At 73.0% G+C, this 17,997-nt stretch carries 14 protein-coding genes, 1 other RNA gene and 2 pseudogenes; all 17 read left to right on the top strand.

The window, feature by feature from the left end:
* Window position 1: 1 nt before the first annotated feature.
* A complete protein-coding gene (nadC, locus tag QQK22_RS09695; RefSeq protein WP_284250734.1) occupies window positions 2–889 on the top strand; it encodes a carboxylating nicotinate-nucleotide diphosphorylase in 888 nt (295 codons plus the stop codon).
* A gap of 1 nt (window position 890) precedes the next feature.
* Window positions 891–2,081, top strand: a complete 1,191-nt coding sequence (locus QQK22_RS09690) for a cysteine desulfurase family protein (RefSeq protein ID WP_284250733.1) — start codon at window positions 891–893, stop codon at window positions 2,079–2,081.
* Window positions 2,082–2,807: 726 nt separating this feature from the next.
* The gene (locus QQK22_RS09685) at window positions 2,808–3,200 is read left to right on the top strand and encodes a GntR family transcriptional regulator (protein WP_284250732.1); all 393 of its coding nucleotides are present in this window, start codon (window positions 2,808–2,810) and stop codon (window positions 3,198–3,200) included.
* Window positions 3,197–4,108 (top strand): ATP-binding cassette domain-containing protein, encoded by a 912-nt coding sequence (locus QQK22_RS09680; protein WP_284250731.1) that lies wholly within the window; start codon window positions 3,197–3,199, stop codon window positions 4,106–4,108. The genes QQK22_RS09685 and QQK22_RS09680 overlap by 4 nt, the downstream gene beginning before the upstream one ends.
* Window positions 4,105–4,905, top strand: a complete 801-nt coding sequence (locus QQK22_RS09675; RefSeq protein WP_284250730.1) for a hypothetical protein — start codon at window positions 4,105–4,107, stop codon at window positions 4,903–4,905. Before QQK22_RS09680 ends, QQK22_RS09675 begins: the two co-directional genes overlap by 4 nt.
* Window positions 4,906–4,957: 52 nt before the next feature.
* On the top strand, window positions 4,958–6,076 hold the full coding sequence (gene prfB, locus QQK22_RS09670) for a peptide chain release factor 2 (RefSeq protein WP_284250729.1): 1,119 nt from the start codon (window positions 4,958–4,960) through the stop codon (window positions 6,074–6,076).
* Window positions 6,077–6,144: 68 nt separating this feature from the next.
* Window positions 6,145–7,653 carry a hypothetical protein gene (locus QQK22_RS09665; RefSeq protein ID WP_284250728.1) on the top strand — a complete coding sequence of 503 codons (1,509 nt, stop codon included), beginning with the start codon at window positions 6,145–6,147 and terminating at the stop codon, window positions 7,651–7,653.
* A 164-nt stretch (window positions 7,654–7,817) separates the two neighbouring features.
* Window positions 7,818–8,546, top strand: coding sequence for a cell division ATP-binding protein FtsE (gene ftsE, locus QQK22_RS09660; protein WP_284250727.1), 729 nt, complete (start codon window positions 7,818–7,820; stop codon window positions 8,544–8,546).
* The gene (gene ftsX, locus QQK22_RS09655) at window positions 8,543–9,466 is read left to right on the top strand and encodes a permease-like cell division protein FtsX (RefSeq protein WP_284250726.1); all 924 of its coding nucleotides are present in this window, start codon (window positions 8,543–8,545) and stop codon (window positions 9,464–9,466) included. Before ftsE ends, ftsX begins: the two co-directional genes overlap by 4 nt.
* A gap of 4 nt (window positions 9,467–9,470) precedes the next feature.
* Window positions 9,471–10,925: a murein hydrolase activator EnvC family protein gene (locus QQK22_RS09650; RefSeq protein WP_284250725.1), complete on the top strand. Its 1,455-nt coding sequence runs from the start codon at window positions 9,471–9,473 to the stop codon at window positions 10,923–10,925.
* A gap of 28 nt (window positions 10,926–10,953) precedes the next feature.
* A complete protein-coding gene (locus QQK22_RS09645) occupies window positions 10,954–11,721 on the top strand; it encodes a DUF6882 domain-containing protein (protein WP_284250724.1) in 768 nt (255 codons plus the stop codon).
* A gap of 69 nt (window positions 11,722–11,790) precedes the next feature.
* The gene (gene smpB, locus QQK22_RS09640) at window positions 11,791–12,300 is read left to right on the top strand and encodes an SsrA-binding protein SmpB (protein WP_284250723.1); all 510 of its coding nucleotides are present in this window, start codon (window positions 11,791–11,793) and stop codon (window positions 12,298–12,300) included.
* 64 nt (window positions 12,301–12,364) lie between these two features.
* Window positions 12,365–14,250, top strand: a pseudogene (locus tag QQK22_RS09635) (DUF2207 domain-containing protein).
* Between the two features lie 119 nt (window positions 14,251–14,369).
* A complete protein-coding gene (locus QQK22_RS09625; RefSeq protein WP_284250721.1) occupies window positions 14,370–14,780 on the top strand; it encodes a DoxX family membrane protein in 411 nt (136 codons plus the stop codon).
* A gap of 41 nt (window positions 14,781–14,821) precedes the next feature.
* Entirely contained in the window at window positions 14,822–15,895 is a 1,074-nt protein-coding gene (locus tag QQK22_RS09620; RefSeq protein WP_284250720.1) for an LLM class flavin-dependent oxidoreductase, read from the top strand.
* 63 nt (window positions 15,896–15,958) lie between these two features.
* Window positions 15,959–16,326: a transfer-messenger RNA gene (ssrA, locus tag QQK22_RS09615) on the top strand.
* A gap of 208 nt (window positions 16,327–16,534) precedes the next feature.
* Window positions 16,535–17,944 (top strand): annotated as a pseudogene (locus QQK22_RS19305) (family 20 glycosylhydrolase); the annotation flags it as partial.
* Window positions 17,945–17,997: the final 53 nt, after the last annotated feature.

Raw genomic sequence — 17,997 nt, 5'->3', positions numbered from 1 at the left:
CGTGCTGACCGCAGCGGCGATCGACGCCGTCGTCCGCCTCGCGCTGGCCGAGGACGCGCCGCACGGCGACCTGACCGCGGCCGCGTTCGTGCCGGCGGCGGCGCGTGCGGACGCCGTCGTGCGGGCCCGGGAGGCGGGGGTGATGGCGTGCGGCGACGTGGTGGCCGCGGTGATGCGCGCCGTCGACCCTGCCGTGTGCGTGACCGAGGTGCTGCCCGACGGCGAGGCGTTCGCCCCCGGCGACGTGCTCGCGCGCATCGCGGGTCCGGCGCGCGCCGTCCTGACCGGCGAGCGCGTGATGCTCAACCTGCTGGCGCGTATGGTCGCCGTCGCCACCCGGACCGCGGCGTACGTGGCCGAGGTCGACGGCGCGCTCTCGGCTCGCGGACGCGTCGTCCGCGTGGTGGACACGCGTAAGACGACGCCCGGGCTGCGCGCGCTGGAGAAGCACGCGGTGGTCTGCGGGGGTGGGCACAACCACCGGTTCTCGCTGTCGGACGCGGTGATGGTGAAGGACAACCACCTCACGACGCACCCGGCCGGCGAGATCACGCGGGCGCTCCGGGAGGCGGCCGACCGGCTGCCGCACACCACGCACCTGGAGGTCGAGGTGGACCGGCTCGACCAGGTCGAGCCCGTGCTCGCCTCGGGTGTGGTCGGCACGATCATGCTCGACAACTTCTCGCTGGAGGACCTGCGTGCCGGTGTGGCGCAGGTCGCGGGCCGGGCGCTGGTCGAGGCGAGCGGGGGAGTGACGCTGGCGAGCATCGGGGCGATCGCCCGCACGGGCGTGGACCTCGTCTCGGTGGGGGCGCTGACGCACGGCGCGGGGTCGGTGGACCTCGGGCTCGACATCGACGTGACCTCGCCGACGGCCGACGGGGTCTGACGTGGTCTACCTCGACGCGGCGGCCACCACGCCCGTGCGGCGCGAGGCGCTCGAGGCGATGTGGCCGCACCTGACGGGCCGGTTCGGCAACCCGTCCTCGGTGCACGCGCTCGGGCACGACGCCGCGGGTGCGCTGGACACGGCGCGTCGCGCGGTGGCCGGGGTGCTGGGGGCGCGTGCGGCGGAGGTGACCTTCACCTCGGGCGGCACCGAGGGGGACAACGCGGCGGTCAAGGGGCTCGCGCTCGCGCGCCGCGCCGCCGTCGGGGCCACACGGGTGGTGGTGAGCGCCGTCGAGCACGACGCCGTGCTGGCCTCCGCGCACTGGCTCGCCACCCTGGGGTTCGAGGTCGTCGAGCTCGTGGTCGACGGCGACGGGTTCGTCGATCCGGGCGAGGTTGCGGCGGTGCTGGCCGACGGCGGGGCCGGCGTCGCGCTCGTCTCGCTCCAGCTCGCGAACAACGAGGTGGGCACGGTGCAGCCCGTGGCCGAGGTGGCGGCGCTGACGCGCGCGGCCGGCGTGCCGCTGCACACCGACGCGGTGCAGGCGGCGGGTTGGCTGCCGCTCGCGGTCGGTGGGCTGGGGGTCGACGCGCTGACGCTGTCGGGGCACAAGGTCGGTGCGCCGCCCGGGACGGGTGCGCTGTGGGTGCGCCGCGGGGTGCGGCTCGAGCCGCTCGTGCACGGTGGCGGGCAGGAGCGGGGGCGCCGGTCGGGCACGGAGAACGTCCCGGGCGCGGTGGGGTTCGCGGTCGCGCTCGGGCTGGCCGAGGCCGAGCGAGTGGCGGCGGTGGCGTCGTCGGGCGACGGCGTGGATCCGGTCGCGCGCGAGCGTGACGCGTTCGTCGCGGCGGTGCGGGGCGGCGTCGGGCCGCTCCTGCCGGCCGGTCGAGGGCTGCGGCTGACCGGGCACCCGACGCGGCGACTGCCGGGGCACGCGTCGTTCGTGCTCGGGGGTGTGAGCGGGGAGTCGGTGCTGCTGGAGCTCGAGGAGCGCGGGGTGCTGAGCTCGTCCGGCTCGGCGTGCCACGCGGGGTCGGACGAGCCGTCGCACGTGCTGACGGCGATGGGCCTGGACCGCGAGACGGCGCAGACCGCGCTGCGGTTCTCGTGGTCGCGCTCGACGACGGCCGCCGAGCTGGCCACGGCCGCGACCGCCCTCACCGACGCGGTCGGCTCCCTCACACGCTGAACATCCGCGAGGTTCTTGTGGGGGACTCGCGAGGTACTTGTGGGGCCTCGCGAGGTACTTGTGGGGGACTCGCGAGGTACTTGTGGGAAGTCGCGGGGTGCTCTGGGGGACTGCGAGGTACTTGGGGAGCTCGCGAGTGACGTGGAGGTCGCCGTGAGGAGGTCGCGGAATTCCGTCGTTCGCCTGCTGCTCCGCGCGGTGATCCGGTGCGACGGGTCCGTGTCAGTGCGGGGCTGGTCGGATCGGTTCGTCCGATCGTCGACCGTACCGACGCGAGGTGTGTGCGTCCCGTCGTGAGGTGCGGGGTCGCACAGGGGCGCCGTGCGGGCGCATCGCCGCAGGTCAGGCGTTGCCATCGGTCCGGCGGAGCGCTCGGACCTCACGACGGGACGCTCGCACCTCACGACGGGACAGGAGCGCACAGAGATCGCCCTGCGCGTCGAGGCCGCACGAGATGGTGCCGCCGGATCGGGGCGATGAGGTGCCGCCGTGCCTCGCGAACGTCCCGAAGTGCCTCGCGAACGTTCCGAAGTGCCTCGCGAACGCCCACAGGTACCCCGAGACGTCCCACAAGTACCTCGCGGTTCCCCACAAGTACCTCGCGAGTTCCTACAAGTACCTCGCGAGTTCCCCGCAAATACCTCGCGAGCCCCCGCACGTATCCCGCGGTTGACCGGCGCGGAGGACCTGTGGTTCATTAGTTAAGTAATGAACCCAGGAGGAACGATGTTCGACGGATCCGACCCGCTCTACGTGCAGATCGCCCGGCACGTGCGCGAGCAGGTGCTCTCCGGCGACCTCGGCGAGGAGGAGCAGGTCATGTCCACGACCCAGTTCGCCACCACGTACCGCATCAACCCGGCCACCGCCGCGAAGGCCTTCGCCGGCCTGGTGGACGAGGGGGTGCTCTACAAGCGCCGGGGACTCGGCATGTTCGTCGCTCCGGGCGCCCGGGACCTGCTCCGGGACGCGGGGCGCGCGGCGTACGTCGCCGACGTGCTCGACCCCGCCCTCGCCCAGGCCGCGCGGCTCGGCATCCCCCGCGCCGTCGTCCTCGCCCGCGTCGAGGCCTCCGCCCTCGGCGACGACGCCACCCCCACCCGGAAGGACGCGCGATGACCACCCGCCCCGCACCGATCGGCGTCAGCGCCCGCAGTCTGACCAAGGCCTTCGGTACCGACGCCACCGCCTTAGACGGCCTCGACCTCGAGATCCGCGCCGGCGCGATCACGGGTCTGCTCGGCCGCAACGGCGCCGGGAAGTCCACGCTGCTCGAGCTCGTCGCCGGGTTCGACCGCCCCACGTCGGGCACGCTCCTGGTCGACGGCGAGGACCCCTTCGAGAACCCCGTCACCGCGGCGGACACCCAGCTCGTGCGCGAGGGCGGCGACACCTTCGACAGCGAGCCCGTCGCCGACACGCTGTCCTGGTACGCCGACGCGCGCGAGCACTGGGACGCCGATCTCGCGTCGGGTCTCGTGGCCGAGCTCGGCGTCGACGCCGGCACGAAGGTCGAGCACCTCTCCCGCGGGCAGCGCTCGGCCGTCGGCGCCGTGATCGGTCTCGCCTCGCGTGCCCCGCTGACGCTCTTCGACGAGACCTCGATCGGCATGGACGCGCCGAACCGCGCCACGTTCTACGACGCGCTCATCGCCGACTACGCCGCCCACCCCCGCACGATCGTCGTCTCCACCCACCTCATCTCCGAGATCGAGCAGGTCCTCGAGGACGTCGTGGTGCTCGACCGCGGCCGGGCCCTCGTCAGCGGCAGCGCCGACGACGTCCGGGCCGGCGGCCTCACCCTGACCGGCCGCGCCGGCGAGGTCGATCTGGTCCTCGGTGGCCGGGAGGTCCTCGCCCGTCGCGACCTCGGCCCGACGGCGCAGGTCACCGTCCTGACCTCGCCCGGGGACGAGCTGGCCGGGCGCGCCCGTGACGCCGGCCTCGAGATCGGCGCCGTCGGACTGCAGGACCTGTTCGTCCACCTCACCCGCCGCAGCGGCGCGTCCGCGAAGGAGGAGTCATGACTAGCACCCCCGTCACCCCCACCGCACCCACCGGTGCCTCCGGCTCGACACCAGCCGCGACGACGGCGGCCCGCGCCGCCCGCCGCCGCGCCGTCGAGCGCCGCGGCCTCGAGCAGATCCTGGTCGGCGCGCTCGGCCTCGTGGCGGCGATCGGCCTCTGGTTCTGGGGGATCCTCGTGGTGCTCCAGGTCGGGATCGGCATCGTGCTGCCGCGCGTGCTCGACGACGAGGAGGCCGGCATCCAGATCTCCGCCGGCCCGGTCGGCCCCGTCCAGGTGTTCCTGTTCGTCATGGGCATCGTGACGGCGGCCGGGCTCCTGACCGTGCACGTCGCCGCCGGCGGCACGCGACGCTCCGCCTGGCGGGGCTGGCTCCTGGCCGCACCCGTCGTCGGTGTCTCCTTCGCCGTCGTCGGCCTCGGCGTGACCGCCCTCTCCCGCGCCGTTGCCACCGCGTCAGGGCCCGACGGCGCGTCCCTGCCCGGGGCGTTCGAGGCGGCGGTGCCCACGGCGTGCGGTCTCGCGATCCTCGGCACGACGGCGTACCTCACCGGCATCGCCGTCAACGTGACCTATCGCCGGCTCGGCGGCGGTCTCGGGACGCTCGCGCTGCCCCTGGTCGGTGCGCCCGTGATCCTCGCCCACGTCGTGCTGATGGGCGGCGGCAGCGGCGACGGCGGGGTGGGGGACGTGCCCGGCGTCGCGACGTCGGTGGTGGGCTGGGCCGCCGCCGTCGGGTGCGCCGTCGTCGCGGGCGTGCTCGTGGCGCTCGTGGTGCGGCGCACGCCGATCGCGTGAGCGGCCACGTGTCGAGGTGGCCGCGGGGGAAGCGCCGGTAGGCTGGCTCCTCGTGGCCACCGACTTCACCGCCGAGATCAGCGATCTCCGCGGCACCCTGAACCAGATCACGCTCGTCAGCGACCCCGAGAAGCTGCGCGCGACGATCGCCGAGCTCGAGGTGGCCGCCTCCGCCCCCGACCTGTGGGACGACCCCGAGAAGGCGCAGGGCGTCACGAGCCGGCTCAGCCACGCGCAGGCGGACCTCGAGCGGCTGACGAAGCTCGCGACGCGCATCGACGACCTCGAGGCGCTCGTCGAGCTCGCGGCCGAGGAGGACGACGCCGAGACGCTCGAGGAGGCCGACGCCGAGCTCGTGGTGATCCGACGCACGCTCAGCGAGCTCGAGGTCCGCACGCTCCTGGCCGGCGAGTACGACCAGCGCGAGGCCGTCGTCACGATCCGGTCGGGCGCCGGCGGTGTGGACGCCGCGGACTTCGCCGAGATGCTGATGCGGATGTACCTGCGCTGGGCCGAGCGGCACGGGCACCCGACCACGGTCATGGACACCTCCTACGCCGAGGAGGCCGGGCTGAAGTCGGCGACGTTCGAGGTCAAGGCGCCCTACGCCTACGGCACGCTCAGCGTCGAGGCGGGCACCCACCGCCTCGTGCGGATCTCGCCGTTCGACAACCAGGGCCGCCGCCAGACGTCCTTCGCCGCCGTCGAGGTCATCCCGCTCATCGAGCAGACCGACCACATCGAGATCCCCGAGAACGAGATCCGCGTCGACGTCTTCCGCTCCTCGGGCCCCGGCGGCCAGAGCGTCAACACGACCGACTCGGCCGTGCGTCTGACGCACATCCCCACCGGCGTCGTCGTGTCGATGCAGAACGAGAAGTCGCAGATCCAGAACCGCGCCGCCGCGATGCGCGTGCTCCAGTCGCGCCTCCTCCTGCTGCGCCAGGAGCAGGAGAACGCCAAGAAGAAGGAGCTCGCGGGCGACGTCAAGGCATCCTGGGGCGACCAGATGCGCTCCTACGTGCTGCAGCCGTACCAGATGGTCAAGGACCTGCGCACCGAGCACGAGTCGGGCAACCCCTCGGCGGTGTTCGACGGCGACATCGACGACTTCATCGACGCCGGCATCCGCTGGCGCCGCCAGGCGCAGACCGAGGCCGAGCAGGGCTGACCCGCCCGGACCGCGGCCACGTCGCCCGGTCTCGAACGCATCCACGAACCACGGGGGGACCGACGACGGTGAACAGCAACCGTGGGGCCAGCGCGCCGCACCTGACCCGGGCGGGCCTCGTGCTCGCGGTGGCACTCGTCGCCCTCGGGGTGGTGGCCGCCACGACGGCGTGGTCGCTCGTCCCCTCCAGCCTGCTCTACGGCGCCGGGGTCCTGCTCACCGCGGCGGGAGTGCTCCTCCTGCTCGCGCGGCGCCCGCGAGCCCGTCTGATCGCGCCCGCGGCGCTGCTGGTGATGGCGCTCGCGCTGCCGTGGCTCGGGCAGCGGATCGTGTACGCCCCGCCGGGGGCCGCGACGGAGGTGGCGGCACCCGCCCTCACCGCCGTGCTCGTCGAGCTCCCCGACGGACTCGTCGGGATCGCGTCCCGGAGCGGCGTGACCGCCGTCGACCCGGACGGCCGCACGGCCTGGTCGGTGGCGGCCGGCACCGACCTCGACCTCCGGGACGACCCGGACGTCTCGCTCCTGGACGGCGGCCGCGTGCTCGTGACCGCCCCGTTCTCGGACCGGACGGTCGTCCTCGACGGTGCCACGGGAGAGGTGCTGGTCGACCGCTCCCTCGAGCCGGGCGGCATCGTGGTCGCCGGCAGCGCCACGGGTCTCGTGGTCGAGACGTGCCCCGGTGGTGCCCAGACGGCCGACGGCGCCCTGTGCTCCTACGCCCACGTCGCCGACGACGGCGCCACGACCTGGGAGGTCAGCGCCGCGAGGGCGAACGCGAAGCGCCTCGTCGACGACCGGTTCGACCCGGACGGACCGTCCGCCGCGCGCGTGGTTCCGAGCACACTCGTGACCTCGGACCCCGCGGGCGAGCTGCAGCTGCGCGACGTCGCCACGGGCACCGTCGTCTCCCGTCACCGTGCGACGACGACCTACCTCGCCGGCGCGGACACCGTCATCACCTTCGAGGAGGTCGACGCCGCCGATGACGCGTGCCGGGCCGAGGTCCTGCGCACCGCGGCGGACGACGCCGGTCGCGCGGCGGCCGACGTCCCGTGCACGTGGGCACCGCTCGACCGATCCTCGAGCGGCTACACCACCGGGGACGCCGTGGCGTGGACCCTCGCGCGCACCGGTGCGGACGCCGACCGCACCGACCTGCCCTCCGACGTCGTCCTCGACCTCGCGACGGCCGAGGTGCGCGAGAGCACCGTCGCCAGCTGGACCTCGGGAACCACCGACGTGATCGGTGCCGGCCTCCGGCTGGAGGTCGTGGACGGCCGGGCCCACGCCGTCGACCTGGCCACGGACGAGCCGCTCTGGGACGTGCCCGTACCGGAGCGGGCCAACCTCCGGGCGCAGGGCGGGCTGGTGCTCGTGTCGACCGAGGCCGCGCCGCTGCCGCTGCACGAGCTGTGGGGGCCGAGGAGTGCGGGGGCGGACGTCACCGTGCTGGACGCGGTGACGGGGGACGTCGTCACGACCTGGCGCGGGGCGCGCGCGCTGTCGGTGCTGGACGGCCGGGTGCTCGTGCTGCCCTCGGGTTTCGAGCGCCTGAACGTCGTCACGGCGGACTGAACCGCCCTCGACCGCCCCGGACGGCCGCCCGCCACCGGCGTGGCGCGGGCGGGCTCCCAGGTTCGTGTGCCTATCGTGACCTGGGCCAGAGTGCGTCCGCTGCCAGCAGCGGACGTGAACCACCCCCGTCCCCGAGACTGGTCCGCTGTGAGTGACGTGCTGCTGTGATCCGTTTCGACAAGGTCTCCAAGGTCTACAAGCGCGGGGCCCGTCCCGCGCTGGACCGCGTGTCGCTGGAGGTGGCGCGCGGGGAGTTCGTCTTCCTCGTCGGCGCCTCCGGGTCCGGCAAGTCCACCTTGCTGCGCCTCGTCCTGCGCGAGGAGCGCGCGACGTCGGGGCGCGTGCACGTCGCCGGCCGCGAGATCACCTCCCTGTCGCAGTGGAAGGTCCCCGGCCTGCGCCGGCAGATCGGCGTCGTCTTCCAGGACTTCCGCCTCCTGCCGAACAAGACCGTCTTCGAGAACGTCGCCTTCGCCCAGCAGGTCACGGGCCGACCGCGCCACACCATCTCGCGCGAGGTCCCCGAGACGCTCGAGCTCGTCAAGCTGGCGGGCAAGGAGAAGCGCCTGCCGCACGAGCTCTCCGGCGGTGAGCAGCAGCGCGTCGCGATCGCGCGCGCCATCGTCAACCGGCCGAACATCCTGCTCGCCGACGAGCCGACCGGCAACCTCGACCCCGCCACCTCGGCCGGCATCATGACGCTGCTGGACCGCATCAACCGCACGGGCACGACCGTCGTCATGGCCACGCACGACGAGGTCATCGTCGACCAGATGCGCAAGCGCGTGATCCAGCTCGTCGACGGCGAGGTGGTCCGCGACGAGAGCGAGGGTCGCTACGTGGTCTCCAGCGCCGCGCGCTCCGCCGCCGCCGGCGAGGAGGAGCGCGCATGAGCCGCTTCCGCTTCGTCCTGGGTGAGATCGGGCAGGGGCTGCGACGCAACCTGTCGATGGCGGTCTCCGTCGTCCTGGTCACTTTCGTCTCGCTGACGTTCGTCGGCGCCGCCGCGCTGCTGCAGATGCAGATCGGCAAGATGCAGGGCGAGTGGTACGACCGCGTCGAGGTCTCCGTGTTCCTGTGCCCGAGCGGCACCCCGCGCGTCGAGACGTGCGCCGGAGGAGAGGCGACACCGGAGCAGATCGACGAGATCCGCGGCGTGCTCGAGGCCCCCGCGATGTCGGCCTACATCGACGAGGTCTTCTTCGAGACCAAGGAGCAGGCCTACGAGGCCGTGCGCGACCAGGCCGGCGACGAAGACTGGTTCCAGCTCCTGTCCGTCGACCAGATGCAGGCCTCGTTCCGCGTGGCGCTGGTGGACCCCACCCAGATCGACATCGTGATGGACGAGGTCGCGGGTCGTACCGGGGTCGAGGAGGTGCTCGACCAGCGCGAGATCTTCGAACCGATCTTCCTCGTGATGAACCGCGCGACGATCCTGTCGGTCGGGCTCGCCGTCGTGATGACCGTGACCGCTGTCCTCCTCATCACGACCACGATCCGGCTCTCGGCGATGAGCAGGCGCCGCGAGACCGAGATCATGCGCTTCGTGGGCGCCTCCAACTTCTTCATCCAGCTGCCGTTCATGCTCGAGGGCGCGCTCGCCGCGCTGCTCGGTGCCGTGCTGGCGACCGGCACCCTGTGGTTCGGGGTGCGCTACGGCGTCGAGGACTGGCTCAGCAGCTCGGTCGGGTTCGTCACCGACTACGTCTCGACGGCGGAGGTCTGGCTCATCGCGCCGGTCCTCGCCGCGATCGGGATCGCCATCGCGGCGGTCAGCTCCCTGGTCAGCCTGTCCCGCTACACGAAGGTCTGAGCCCATGCGCCGACACCCCCGCACCGCCGCCGCACGCCGCACCTCGGCGCTGCTCGCGCTCGCCGTCGCCGCCGGAGCGATCCTCGTGACCGGTCCGGCCGGCGCCGACACCCTCGAGGAGCTGCAGCAGCAGCGCGAGGCCAACAGCGCCGAGCAGGAGCGGCTCAGCTCCGAGCTCGAGGGCACCGACGCCTCCCTCCAGACGGTCTACCTCGAGCTGGCACGCATCGAGGGCGAGATCCCGATCGCCCAGGCGGCGCTCGACCAGGCGGTCGTCGACCTGGCCGCCGCCGAGCGGCACCAGACCTCCATCGACGACCGCCTCACCGTGGCGGAGACCGAGGCGACGACGCTCACGGGGGACATCGAGGCGTCCAGCGAGCAGATCGCGAGCACCGAGGACGGCATCGGCGAGCTCGCGCGCTCGACCTACCGCGGCGGTGACGGTCTGACCGCGCTGCGCGTGGTGTTCGACGCCGGCAGCCCCGAGGAGTTCGCCTCGCGCACCTCCGCGGTCAACTCGGCCATGCGTTCACAGACGGACGTGCTCGACGAGCTCGAGACGACCGCCGCCACGCAGCGCAACTCGCAGGCTCGCCTCGACGCCGTCAACGTGCGGATCGGCGAGCTGAAGGTGGAGGCCGACGCTGCCGTCGTCGCCGCGGACGAGGCGCGCGAGGAGGCCCAGACGCACCGCACGGAGCTGACGACCCTGCAGCAGCAGGAGACGGCGAAGCAGGGCGAGCTCGAGGGCTACCGCGACACCATCGCCACCCAGCAGGAGCAGATCTCCGCCGACAACGCGACGCTCGACGCCGAGATCCAGGCGATCTTCGAGGCGCAGGCGGCCGAGCGCGCCCGTCAGGCGGAGGAGAAGCGCAAGGCGGACGAGGCCGCTGCTGCGGCGGCGGCGGCCGAGCGCGAGCGCCAGCGCCAGGCCGAGGAGGAGGCCGCCCGCAACCGCCCGACGAACGCCCCGGCACCCGCCCCGGCACCCGCCCCGGCCCCCGCGCCCGCTCCGCCCGCGAGCGGCGGCGCCCTCGTGCCCCCGGTCCCGGCACCGTTCCACGTCACCTCGCCGTTCGGCATGCGGACCTACCCGATCAACGGCGGTCGCTACATGCACAACGGCACCGACATCCGCTCGGCGTGCGGGAACCCGCAGTCCTCGGTCGCGGACGGACGGGTCTCGGCCGTCAAGCCCGCGCGCGGGAACGGCACGCACGGCAACCAGGTGCTGATCGACCACGGCGTGATCAACGGCGACTCCTACGTGAGCGTCTACAACCACCTCTCGCGGTTCGCGGTCAGCAGCGGCCAGTCCATCGGCCAGGGGCAGGCCCTGGGGTACACCGGTATGACCGGTGCCGTGACCGGCTGCCACGTGCACGTCGAGATCTGGCGCAACGGCACCCCGATCAACCCCGAGTCGCTGCCGGGCTGGAACCGCACCAACTGACCTCACCCGTTCCACGACAGGAGTCACCGTGCAGCGCTCGCCAGGTCTGACCGCCCTCGTCGACGACTCCGCGCTTCTGGCCCAGGAGGCGCAGCTGCACCTGACGGACCTCCACGGCGGTCACGCCCGGTGGGGTGTGGACCTGGCCGCGGGGACGTTCTCGTTCACGTCGCAGCCGGACGACGGCGAGGGTGCGAGCGTCAGCTACCCCGTGCAGCTCATCGGCTCGGCGGCCCCCGGGCCGCGGTCGTGGCTGTGGGGCTGGGCCAACCCCTCGGGGTACTCGCCGCAGGTCCTGCGCGCGGCCGAGGCGGCGCGCACCCTGGGCGAGACGTACGGGATCCCCGAGCTGACGGCCGGCGAGGTGCCGTTCGACCCGGAGGGCGACACCGCCGGAGCGGATGCCGACGGCGAGCAGGTCACCCCGGGCGCCAGGCTCGCGTGGGACCTCACCCGCGCCGCGGCGATCGCCTCGAACACGTGGTTCGCCTACTCCGGCGAGGTCAGCGGCGGGACCCGCGTGATGATGCTGCTGGAGGGGCTCACGCTCCCGGCCGCCTCGTTCCCGCGCGTGACGCGGCTGATCTCGGAGGCGCTGGCCTCCGGCGTGCTCACCGACCATCGCCGCGCGGTCTCGAGCTACGCGACCCTGCGCGACCTCGGGTGGGACGGCAGCCACCTCGTGCTGCCCGACGGCGCCCTCACGATCACGTTCGACGACGCCGGTCGCATCACGAACATGCAGGGCTCGACGGGGGCGGCCGGTCCGAGCGGCTCGGTGACGCCCGCACCCTGACGCCGCCCGCCGGGACAATCCCCGTGCCCCACCCGGGTCGCGCGACTAGGCTGGCTGACCATGTCCCGGATGAAGAACGCCGAGCGTGCGGCGCGCGCGGCCGCCGCCAAGGGTGACCGCCCGGCCAAGGTCGTCGTCGCCCGCAACAAGAAGGCCCGCTACGACTACCACATCGACGCGACGTTCGAGGCGGGCGTCGCCCTGACGGGGACCGAGGTCAAGTCGCTGCGCGCCGGGCGGGCCTCGCTGGTGGACGGCTTCGTGCTCATCGACCGCGGCGAGGCCTGGCTCGAGGGCGTGCACATCGCCGAGTACGCCGAGGGCACCTGGACCAACCACGCGCCGCGCCGCAAGCGCAAGCTCCTCCTGCACCGGGCCGAGATCGACAAGCTCTCGGGCAAGATCGGCGAGAAGGGCTTCACTATCGTGCCGCTCGAGCTGTACTTCCTCGGCAGCTACGCCAAGGTCGAGATCGCGCTCGCCCGCGGGAAGAAGGAGTACGACAAGCGGCAGACGCTCCGCGAGAAGCAGGACATGCGCGAGGCGACCCGCGCCATGCGCCAGCGCGAGCTGGCCTGACGCCCGTCGCGAGACGACGAGACCGACACGACACGACCAGCAGGTCGACCCGGGGAGCACCGCCATGGCCACACCGATCCGCCGTCCACTGTCCGTCGCGGGGGTGGCGGCGCTCCTGGTCGCTGCACCGGCCGCCGCGGCCCACGCCGAGCCCGACTCCGACGAGCACACGATCTCCCGCTACGCGGTCGAGGCCGTCGTGGACCCAGGCGGCGGGGCGGACGTCACGGTCGACCTCGACCTGGACCTCGGGTCGGACGACGAGGCCCACGGGCCGTTCGTCTCGATCGTCGAGCGGCAGGAGATCGAGGGCGACCCCGACCGCTACCGCCTGACCCCGGTCGGCGACATCGCCGTCACGAGCGACACCGGCGCCCCCACCGACCTGCTCGTGGAGCGGGAGGACGGCGGCGTCGTCGTGCGCATCGGCGACGAGGACGTGGAGATCAGCGGCGTCCAGAGCTATACGGTCACCTACCGGATCGAGGGACTCGCGGCGCCGAGCGAGGGCCCCGGTGCGCCGGACGCGCTGGTCTGGAACGCCGTCGGGCTCGGGTGGGAGCTCCCGATGCGCGACGTCAGCGTCAGCATCGAGGCGCCGGCCGGGGCGACCTCGGCGCGCTGCGTGGCGGGCGGTGTGGGCTCGACGCGGCCGTGCGCGAGCTCGGCCGCGTCCTCGGGCACGTCGACGACCGCCACGCAGGACGCCCTCGAGCCGGGGCAGGGACTGACCATCGCCGTCGAGTACCCCGCCGGGACGTTCCCGGACGCCGAGGTCCGCTACGAGCCCCGCCGCACGTGGGGCAACACCTTCGGTGTGACCCCGGCGACCGGTGGGATCGGCGGCGCCGCCGTCGTGGGTGGCGTGGCCGCGCTCGCCGTGGCGCGGCACCGGCGCCGCGACGACGACTCCCCGGCCGCCACGACGGGCGCCCCGACGAGCGGCACCGACGGCGTGCCGGAGGGCTTCGCCACGGAGCCGCCCGCGGACGTCCCGCCCGGGGAGTTCGGCACGCTGATCGACGAGCGCGCGCAGCACCACGACGTCGTGGCGGTCCTGCTCGACCTGGCGGTGCGCGGCGTGCTGCACCTCGAGGTGGTGCTCGACGACGACGAGACGACCGACGACACCCCTGGCGACGCAACCGACGACGAGCCCGCCGACCTCTCGGAGATCGACCACGACCTGCACCTGATTCGCGTGCCCGGGGCGCACGACCTGCGCCCCTACGAGCGCGAGCTCGTCGAGGCGATCTTCGACGGCGCTGACGAGATCGTGCTGAGCGAGCGGGCTCAGGAGGTCGCGAAGGCTGTCGAGTCGGCCGCGCACGGCCTGGACGACGCCGTCACGCAGCAGGGCTGGTTCGCCGGGAGTCCGCGACGCGTCCGGGCGCGCTGGCTGCTGGGCGGGTTCGGCCTGCTGTTCGGGGGCTGGTCCTCGCGCTCGTGCTGGCCCTGACGGTCGGGTGGGGGCTGGTGGGCCTCGCCGTCGCGCTCGTGGGTGCGGTGACCGCCTGCGTGGCGCCGTCGATGCCCTCGCGGACCGCGCGCGGGAGCGAGCTGACACGTCAGGCGCACGCGTTCGAGCGCTACCTGCGCGACGTCAGCGGTGACGAGCCCCGGTGGCCGCAGGGGCGCGAGCGGCTGCTCCCGTCCGTGTACGAGACCTACCTGCCCTACGCCGTCGCGCTCCGGCTGGAGGAGGACTGGACGCGCGTCTTCGCCGGAGCCTTCGAGCGCGGTGAGCTGAGCCAGCCCGGCTGGTACCTCACGCCCGCCCACCCCGGCTACCCGTTCCTGTTCACGCCCGCGTCGTTCTCGAGCTCCCTCGGGCAGGTCACGACCGACCTGGGCACCTCGAGCGTCGCGCTCTCGACGGGTTCGGGTGGCGGGAGCTACTCGCCGTCGGTCGGCGGCGGCGTGAGCGGCGGTGGCGGGGGCAGCTGGTAGGAGGCGGGGCTCCGACGGCGCCCGGACCTCCCCGGGCGGGTGAGCGGTCGTAAGGTGGAACGCGACCGCCGGTGGCACCCGCCGGCGTCGACCTCGCACCCGATGACCTGGAGGCACCCGTGTCCGCCGCCCTGCACCGTCTTCCCCTGCGCCTCACGTCCGGCGCGTTCATCCTCAACTCCGGCATCGGGAAGTTCTCGCTCGACGCGGAGTCCGCCGCGGGCCTGCAGGCGATGGCCGGCAACGCGTTCCCGCAGCTGAAGGACATGAGGCCCGAGGAGTTCGGCAAGCTGCTCGCGATCGGTGAGACCGCCCTCGGTGCCGCGATCCTCGCGCCGTTCGTCCCGCGCGTGGTCGCCGGTCTCGGTCTGACGGCCTTCTCCGGCGCGCTGCTGTGGATGTACCACAAGACCCCCGGCCTCACGAAGGACGGTGTGCGCCCGACGCCGGACGGCGTCGGCATCGCCAAGGACGTCTTCATGCTCGGCGCCGGGCTCTCGCTCCTGCTGGACAACCGCCGGAAGAAGTAGCCGCCGCGAGGAGGAACAGTTCCCGAGCTCCATGCGTTCGGATGGACATGGAGCTCGGGATCTACACGTTCGGTGACATCGGCGAGGGCGACGACGCGGGGCGCACGCTGCGCGACGTCGCCGAGCGCGCACGGCTGGCCGAGGAGGTGGGCCTCGACTACGTCGGCATCGGTGAGCACCACCGGCCGGAGTACGCGATCAGCTCGCCCGCGACCGTCATCTCGGCGCTGCTGGCGCAGACCAGCCGCATCCGCATCGGCAGCGCCGTGACGGTGCTGTCCACCGAGGACCCGGTGCGCACCTACCAGCAGTTCGCGACGATGGACGCCTTCTCGGACGGTCGGGTCGAGCTGCTGGCCGGGCGCGGCTCGTTCATCGAGTCCTACCCGCTGTTCGGTGCGGACCTGGGGGACTACGACGCGCTGTACGAGGAGAAGCTGGGCCTCCTTCTCGCTCTCGACGACGCCGGCGCCCGCGACGCCGCCGTGACGTGGCGCGGCCGCTTCCGGCCGGAGCTGACCGGCGCCGTCGTCCTTCCCCGCCCCGCCGACGTCGCGGGCCGCGGCCGCCGCCTCAACCTCGCCGTCGCGACGGGTGGGAACCCGGCCTCGTCGGTGCGCGCCGCGCGCCTCGGGCTGCCGGTCAACTACGCCGTCATCGGCGGCCGCCCGGCCCAGTTCGCGCCGCTCGCGGACCTCTACCGCAGCGAGTTCGCACCGCGCCGAGGCGTAGGGCACGCCGACGGCGCGTCCCGGCCCGCCGTCACCCTGTCCGGCTTCGGGTTCGTGGGCGAGGACGCGCGCTCGGCGCGCGAGACGTTCTACCCGTACTGGCTGCGCAGCATGACGGCGATCTCGCGCGAGCGCGGGTTCGCCCCGCCCAACCGCATCACGTTCGACGCGACGGCGGCGCCCGACGGGGCCTACGCCGTCGGGAGCGCGCGCGAGGTGGCCGACAAGATCGTGCGCGCCCACCGTGCGATCGGGCACACGCGCCAGATCTTCCAGATGGACCTCGCGGGCGTCCCCCAGGTCGAGCAGCTGCGGGCGATCGAGCGGCTCGGGACGCAGGTGCGTCCGCTGGTGGCGCAGGCGCTGGAGCAGGCGGCGGAATAACCGTGCGGCGCCGGTCGCTGCACCGGTAGCATGGGGGTGCACGACTGCTTGACAACAGAACACGGGGGTGAACGGTTTCGACGACGGCCGTTCAACCAGGGGAAGCGAGTCGAGGACGCACGGTCATCTCGTCAACGATCCGTGCAAACCCATAGGTGCCGATTCCAAGCGCACCGACTTCGCCCTCGCCGCCTGAGCGAGCGTAGAAGTCCGTCGGTCCCGGGGTGCTCTCGACCGGGTTGCCGGCGTCACCAAGAGAGCCACTGCTCGTAGCCTTCGTCAACGGGGCTGCGGGGACTTCTAGTTGACTGGGCTCGTCGGTCGGTTGTCAGCGACACGACCGGAGCCGAGCAGAACAGCAGCTGACTGCACTCGGAGAAGCCCTGGTTCCACACCGTCGGACGCGGGTTCGATTCCCGCCACCTCCACCCCGTGAGCACGAACGCGAAGGCCCACCCCGTTCCGGGGTGGGCCTTCGTCGCGCCCGGCGATCGGACGTCGGATCCCTCCCGAGAGTGACGTGCAGTGACGGCAACGTGCTCGAAAGACGCACCTGTTAGCATCGGCGGTGCATGGCCCCCAGGACAACGGACGTCCCGGGGCATCGGACGAACGGGCGACGTCGGAGATGGATGCTTCATGACTGGACACTCACGTACACGGATGCGCACGGCGACGGCGGTGGTGACCGCCGTCGGACTCGTCGGTGCGCTCGGACTCGCGGCAGCCGGCGCGAGCGCCGCGCCGGCGGACGGCGCACCACCCCCGTCCCTCGCGGACGCGACCATCCCGCAGGTGGCCGGGTGGGAGGCCGTCGCCGGGACCACGGTGCTCGACGAGTCCTGGCGCATCGTGGTGCCGCAGGAGCAGGCCGACCTCACCTCGGTCGAGGGCGGTTCCGACATCCTCCTGGGCCCGATGACCGTCTCGGGAGCCGCGCAGGGGCTGAGTCGTGACCTGCGCGAGGTGACCGACCTGGACCTGCCGGTCGGGACCGGCGAGGCCGGACCGGGCGACATCGGGCTGCGGCTGGATCCGGCGGCGGTGCAGGACGGCGCTCTCGGGAGCGAGGGCTACCGCCTCGAGGTGACGGGTGACCGGATCTCGGTCGTCGCCGGTTCGGCGAGCGGCCTCTACTACGGCGGGCGGACGCTGCTGCAGGCGCTCCGAAGCGACCCCGAGCTCCGCGAGATCGGCAACGGAGCGGGTGTCGACGTGCCGGACACCGCGGTGCGGCCCTACACGCTGGACGTCTCGCGCGAGTACTGGACCGTGCGCGAGGTCGAGGACGTCATCCGGCAGATGGGGTGGTTGAAGCAGAACGTCCTGATCTTCCACATGGACGACGCCGAGTACTTCCGCCTCGACAGCCCCCGCTACCCGGGCCTGGCGGAGCCGGAGTTCAGCTACGACGAGGCGGAGATCGCGGAGATCGTCCGCGTGGGGCGGGAGAACGGCGTGACGGTCGTGCCGGCGTTCGAGTTCCCGGCCCACCTGTCGCACCGCGCCGCCTACTTCCACATCGGCATGGGAGACGGCCCGATCGAGGTCGAACCCGGCTTCGGCGAGCGCGACACGGGAGCGACGCCGGAGAACACCTGCGGTGACGAGTACTCCTACCCGCACCTGACGTCCGACTTCACGATGAACTTCATGAACCCCAAGGGTCTCGACAACGCCCGGGAGACCCTCGACGAGTTCGTGCCGTGGTTCGACTCGCCGTGGGTACACATCGGCGGCGACGAGGTGCCGCCGCGCATCCCGGAGTGCCCGGCGCTCCAGACGTGGATGGCCGAGCAGGCGGACCCGAATCTCCGGTCGGTCTCGGGCATCGAGCAGACGCTGATCAACCAGCTGAACGGTCACCTGAAGGGCATGGGGAAGCGGACGGTCGTCTACAGCGGTTTCGACAACAGCTGGCCCGCGGGCCGGCCGCTGATCGTCGACGACGACGTGATCGTCCAGGTCTGGACCGGTGACGAGAACAGGCCCGCGCTTCGCCCCTACGACCGCATCATGGGTCACAGCGACGACTACTACCTGGTGCCGGGGAGCTACGGCACGAATCCCGCGAAAATCTACCGCGACTCGCGCGGCTACGG

The sequence above is a fragment of the Litorihabitans aurantiacus genome, from assembly GCF_030161595.1.
In the GTDB taxonomy this organism is placed as follows: domain Bacteria; phylum Actinomycetota; class Actinomycetes; order Actinomycetales; family Beutenbergiaceae; genus Litorihabitans; species Litorihabitans aurantiacus.
The sequence above is the reverse complement of the archived record's forward strand: the minus strand, read 5'-3'. Positions and strand labels throughout refer to the sequence as shown.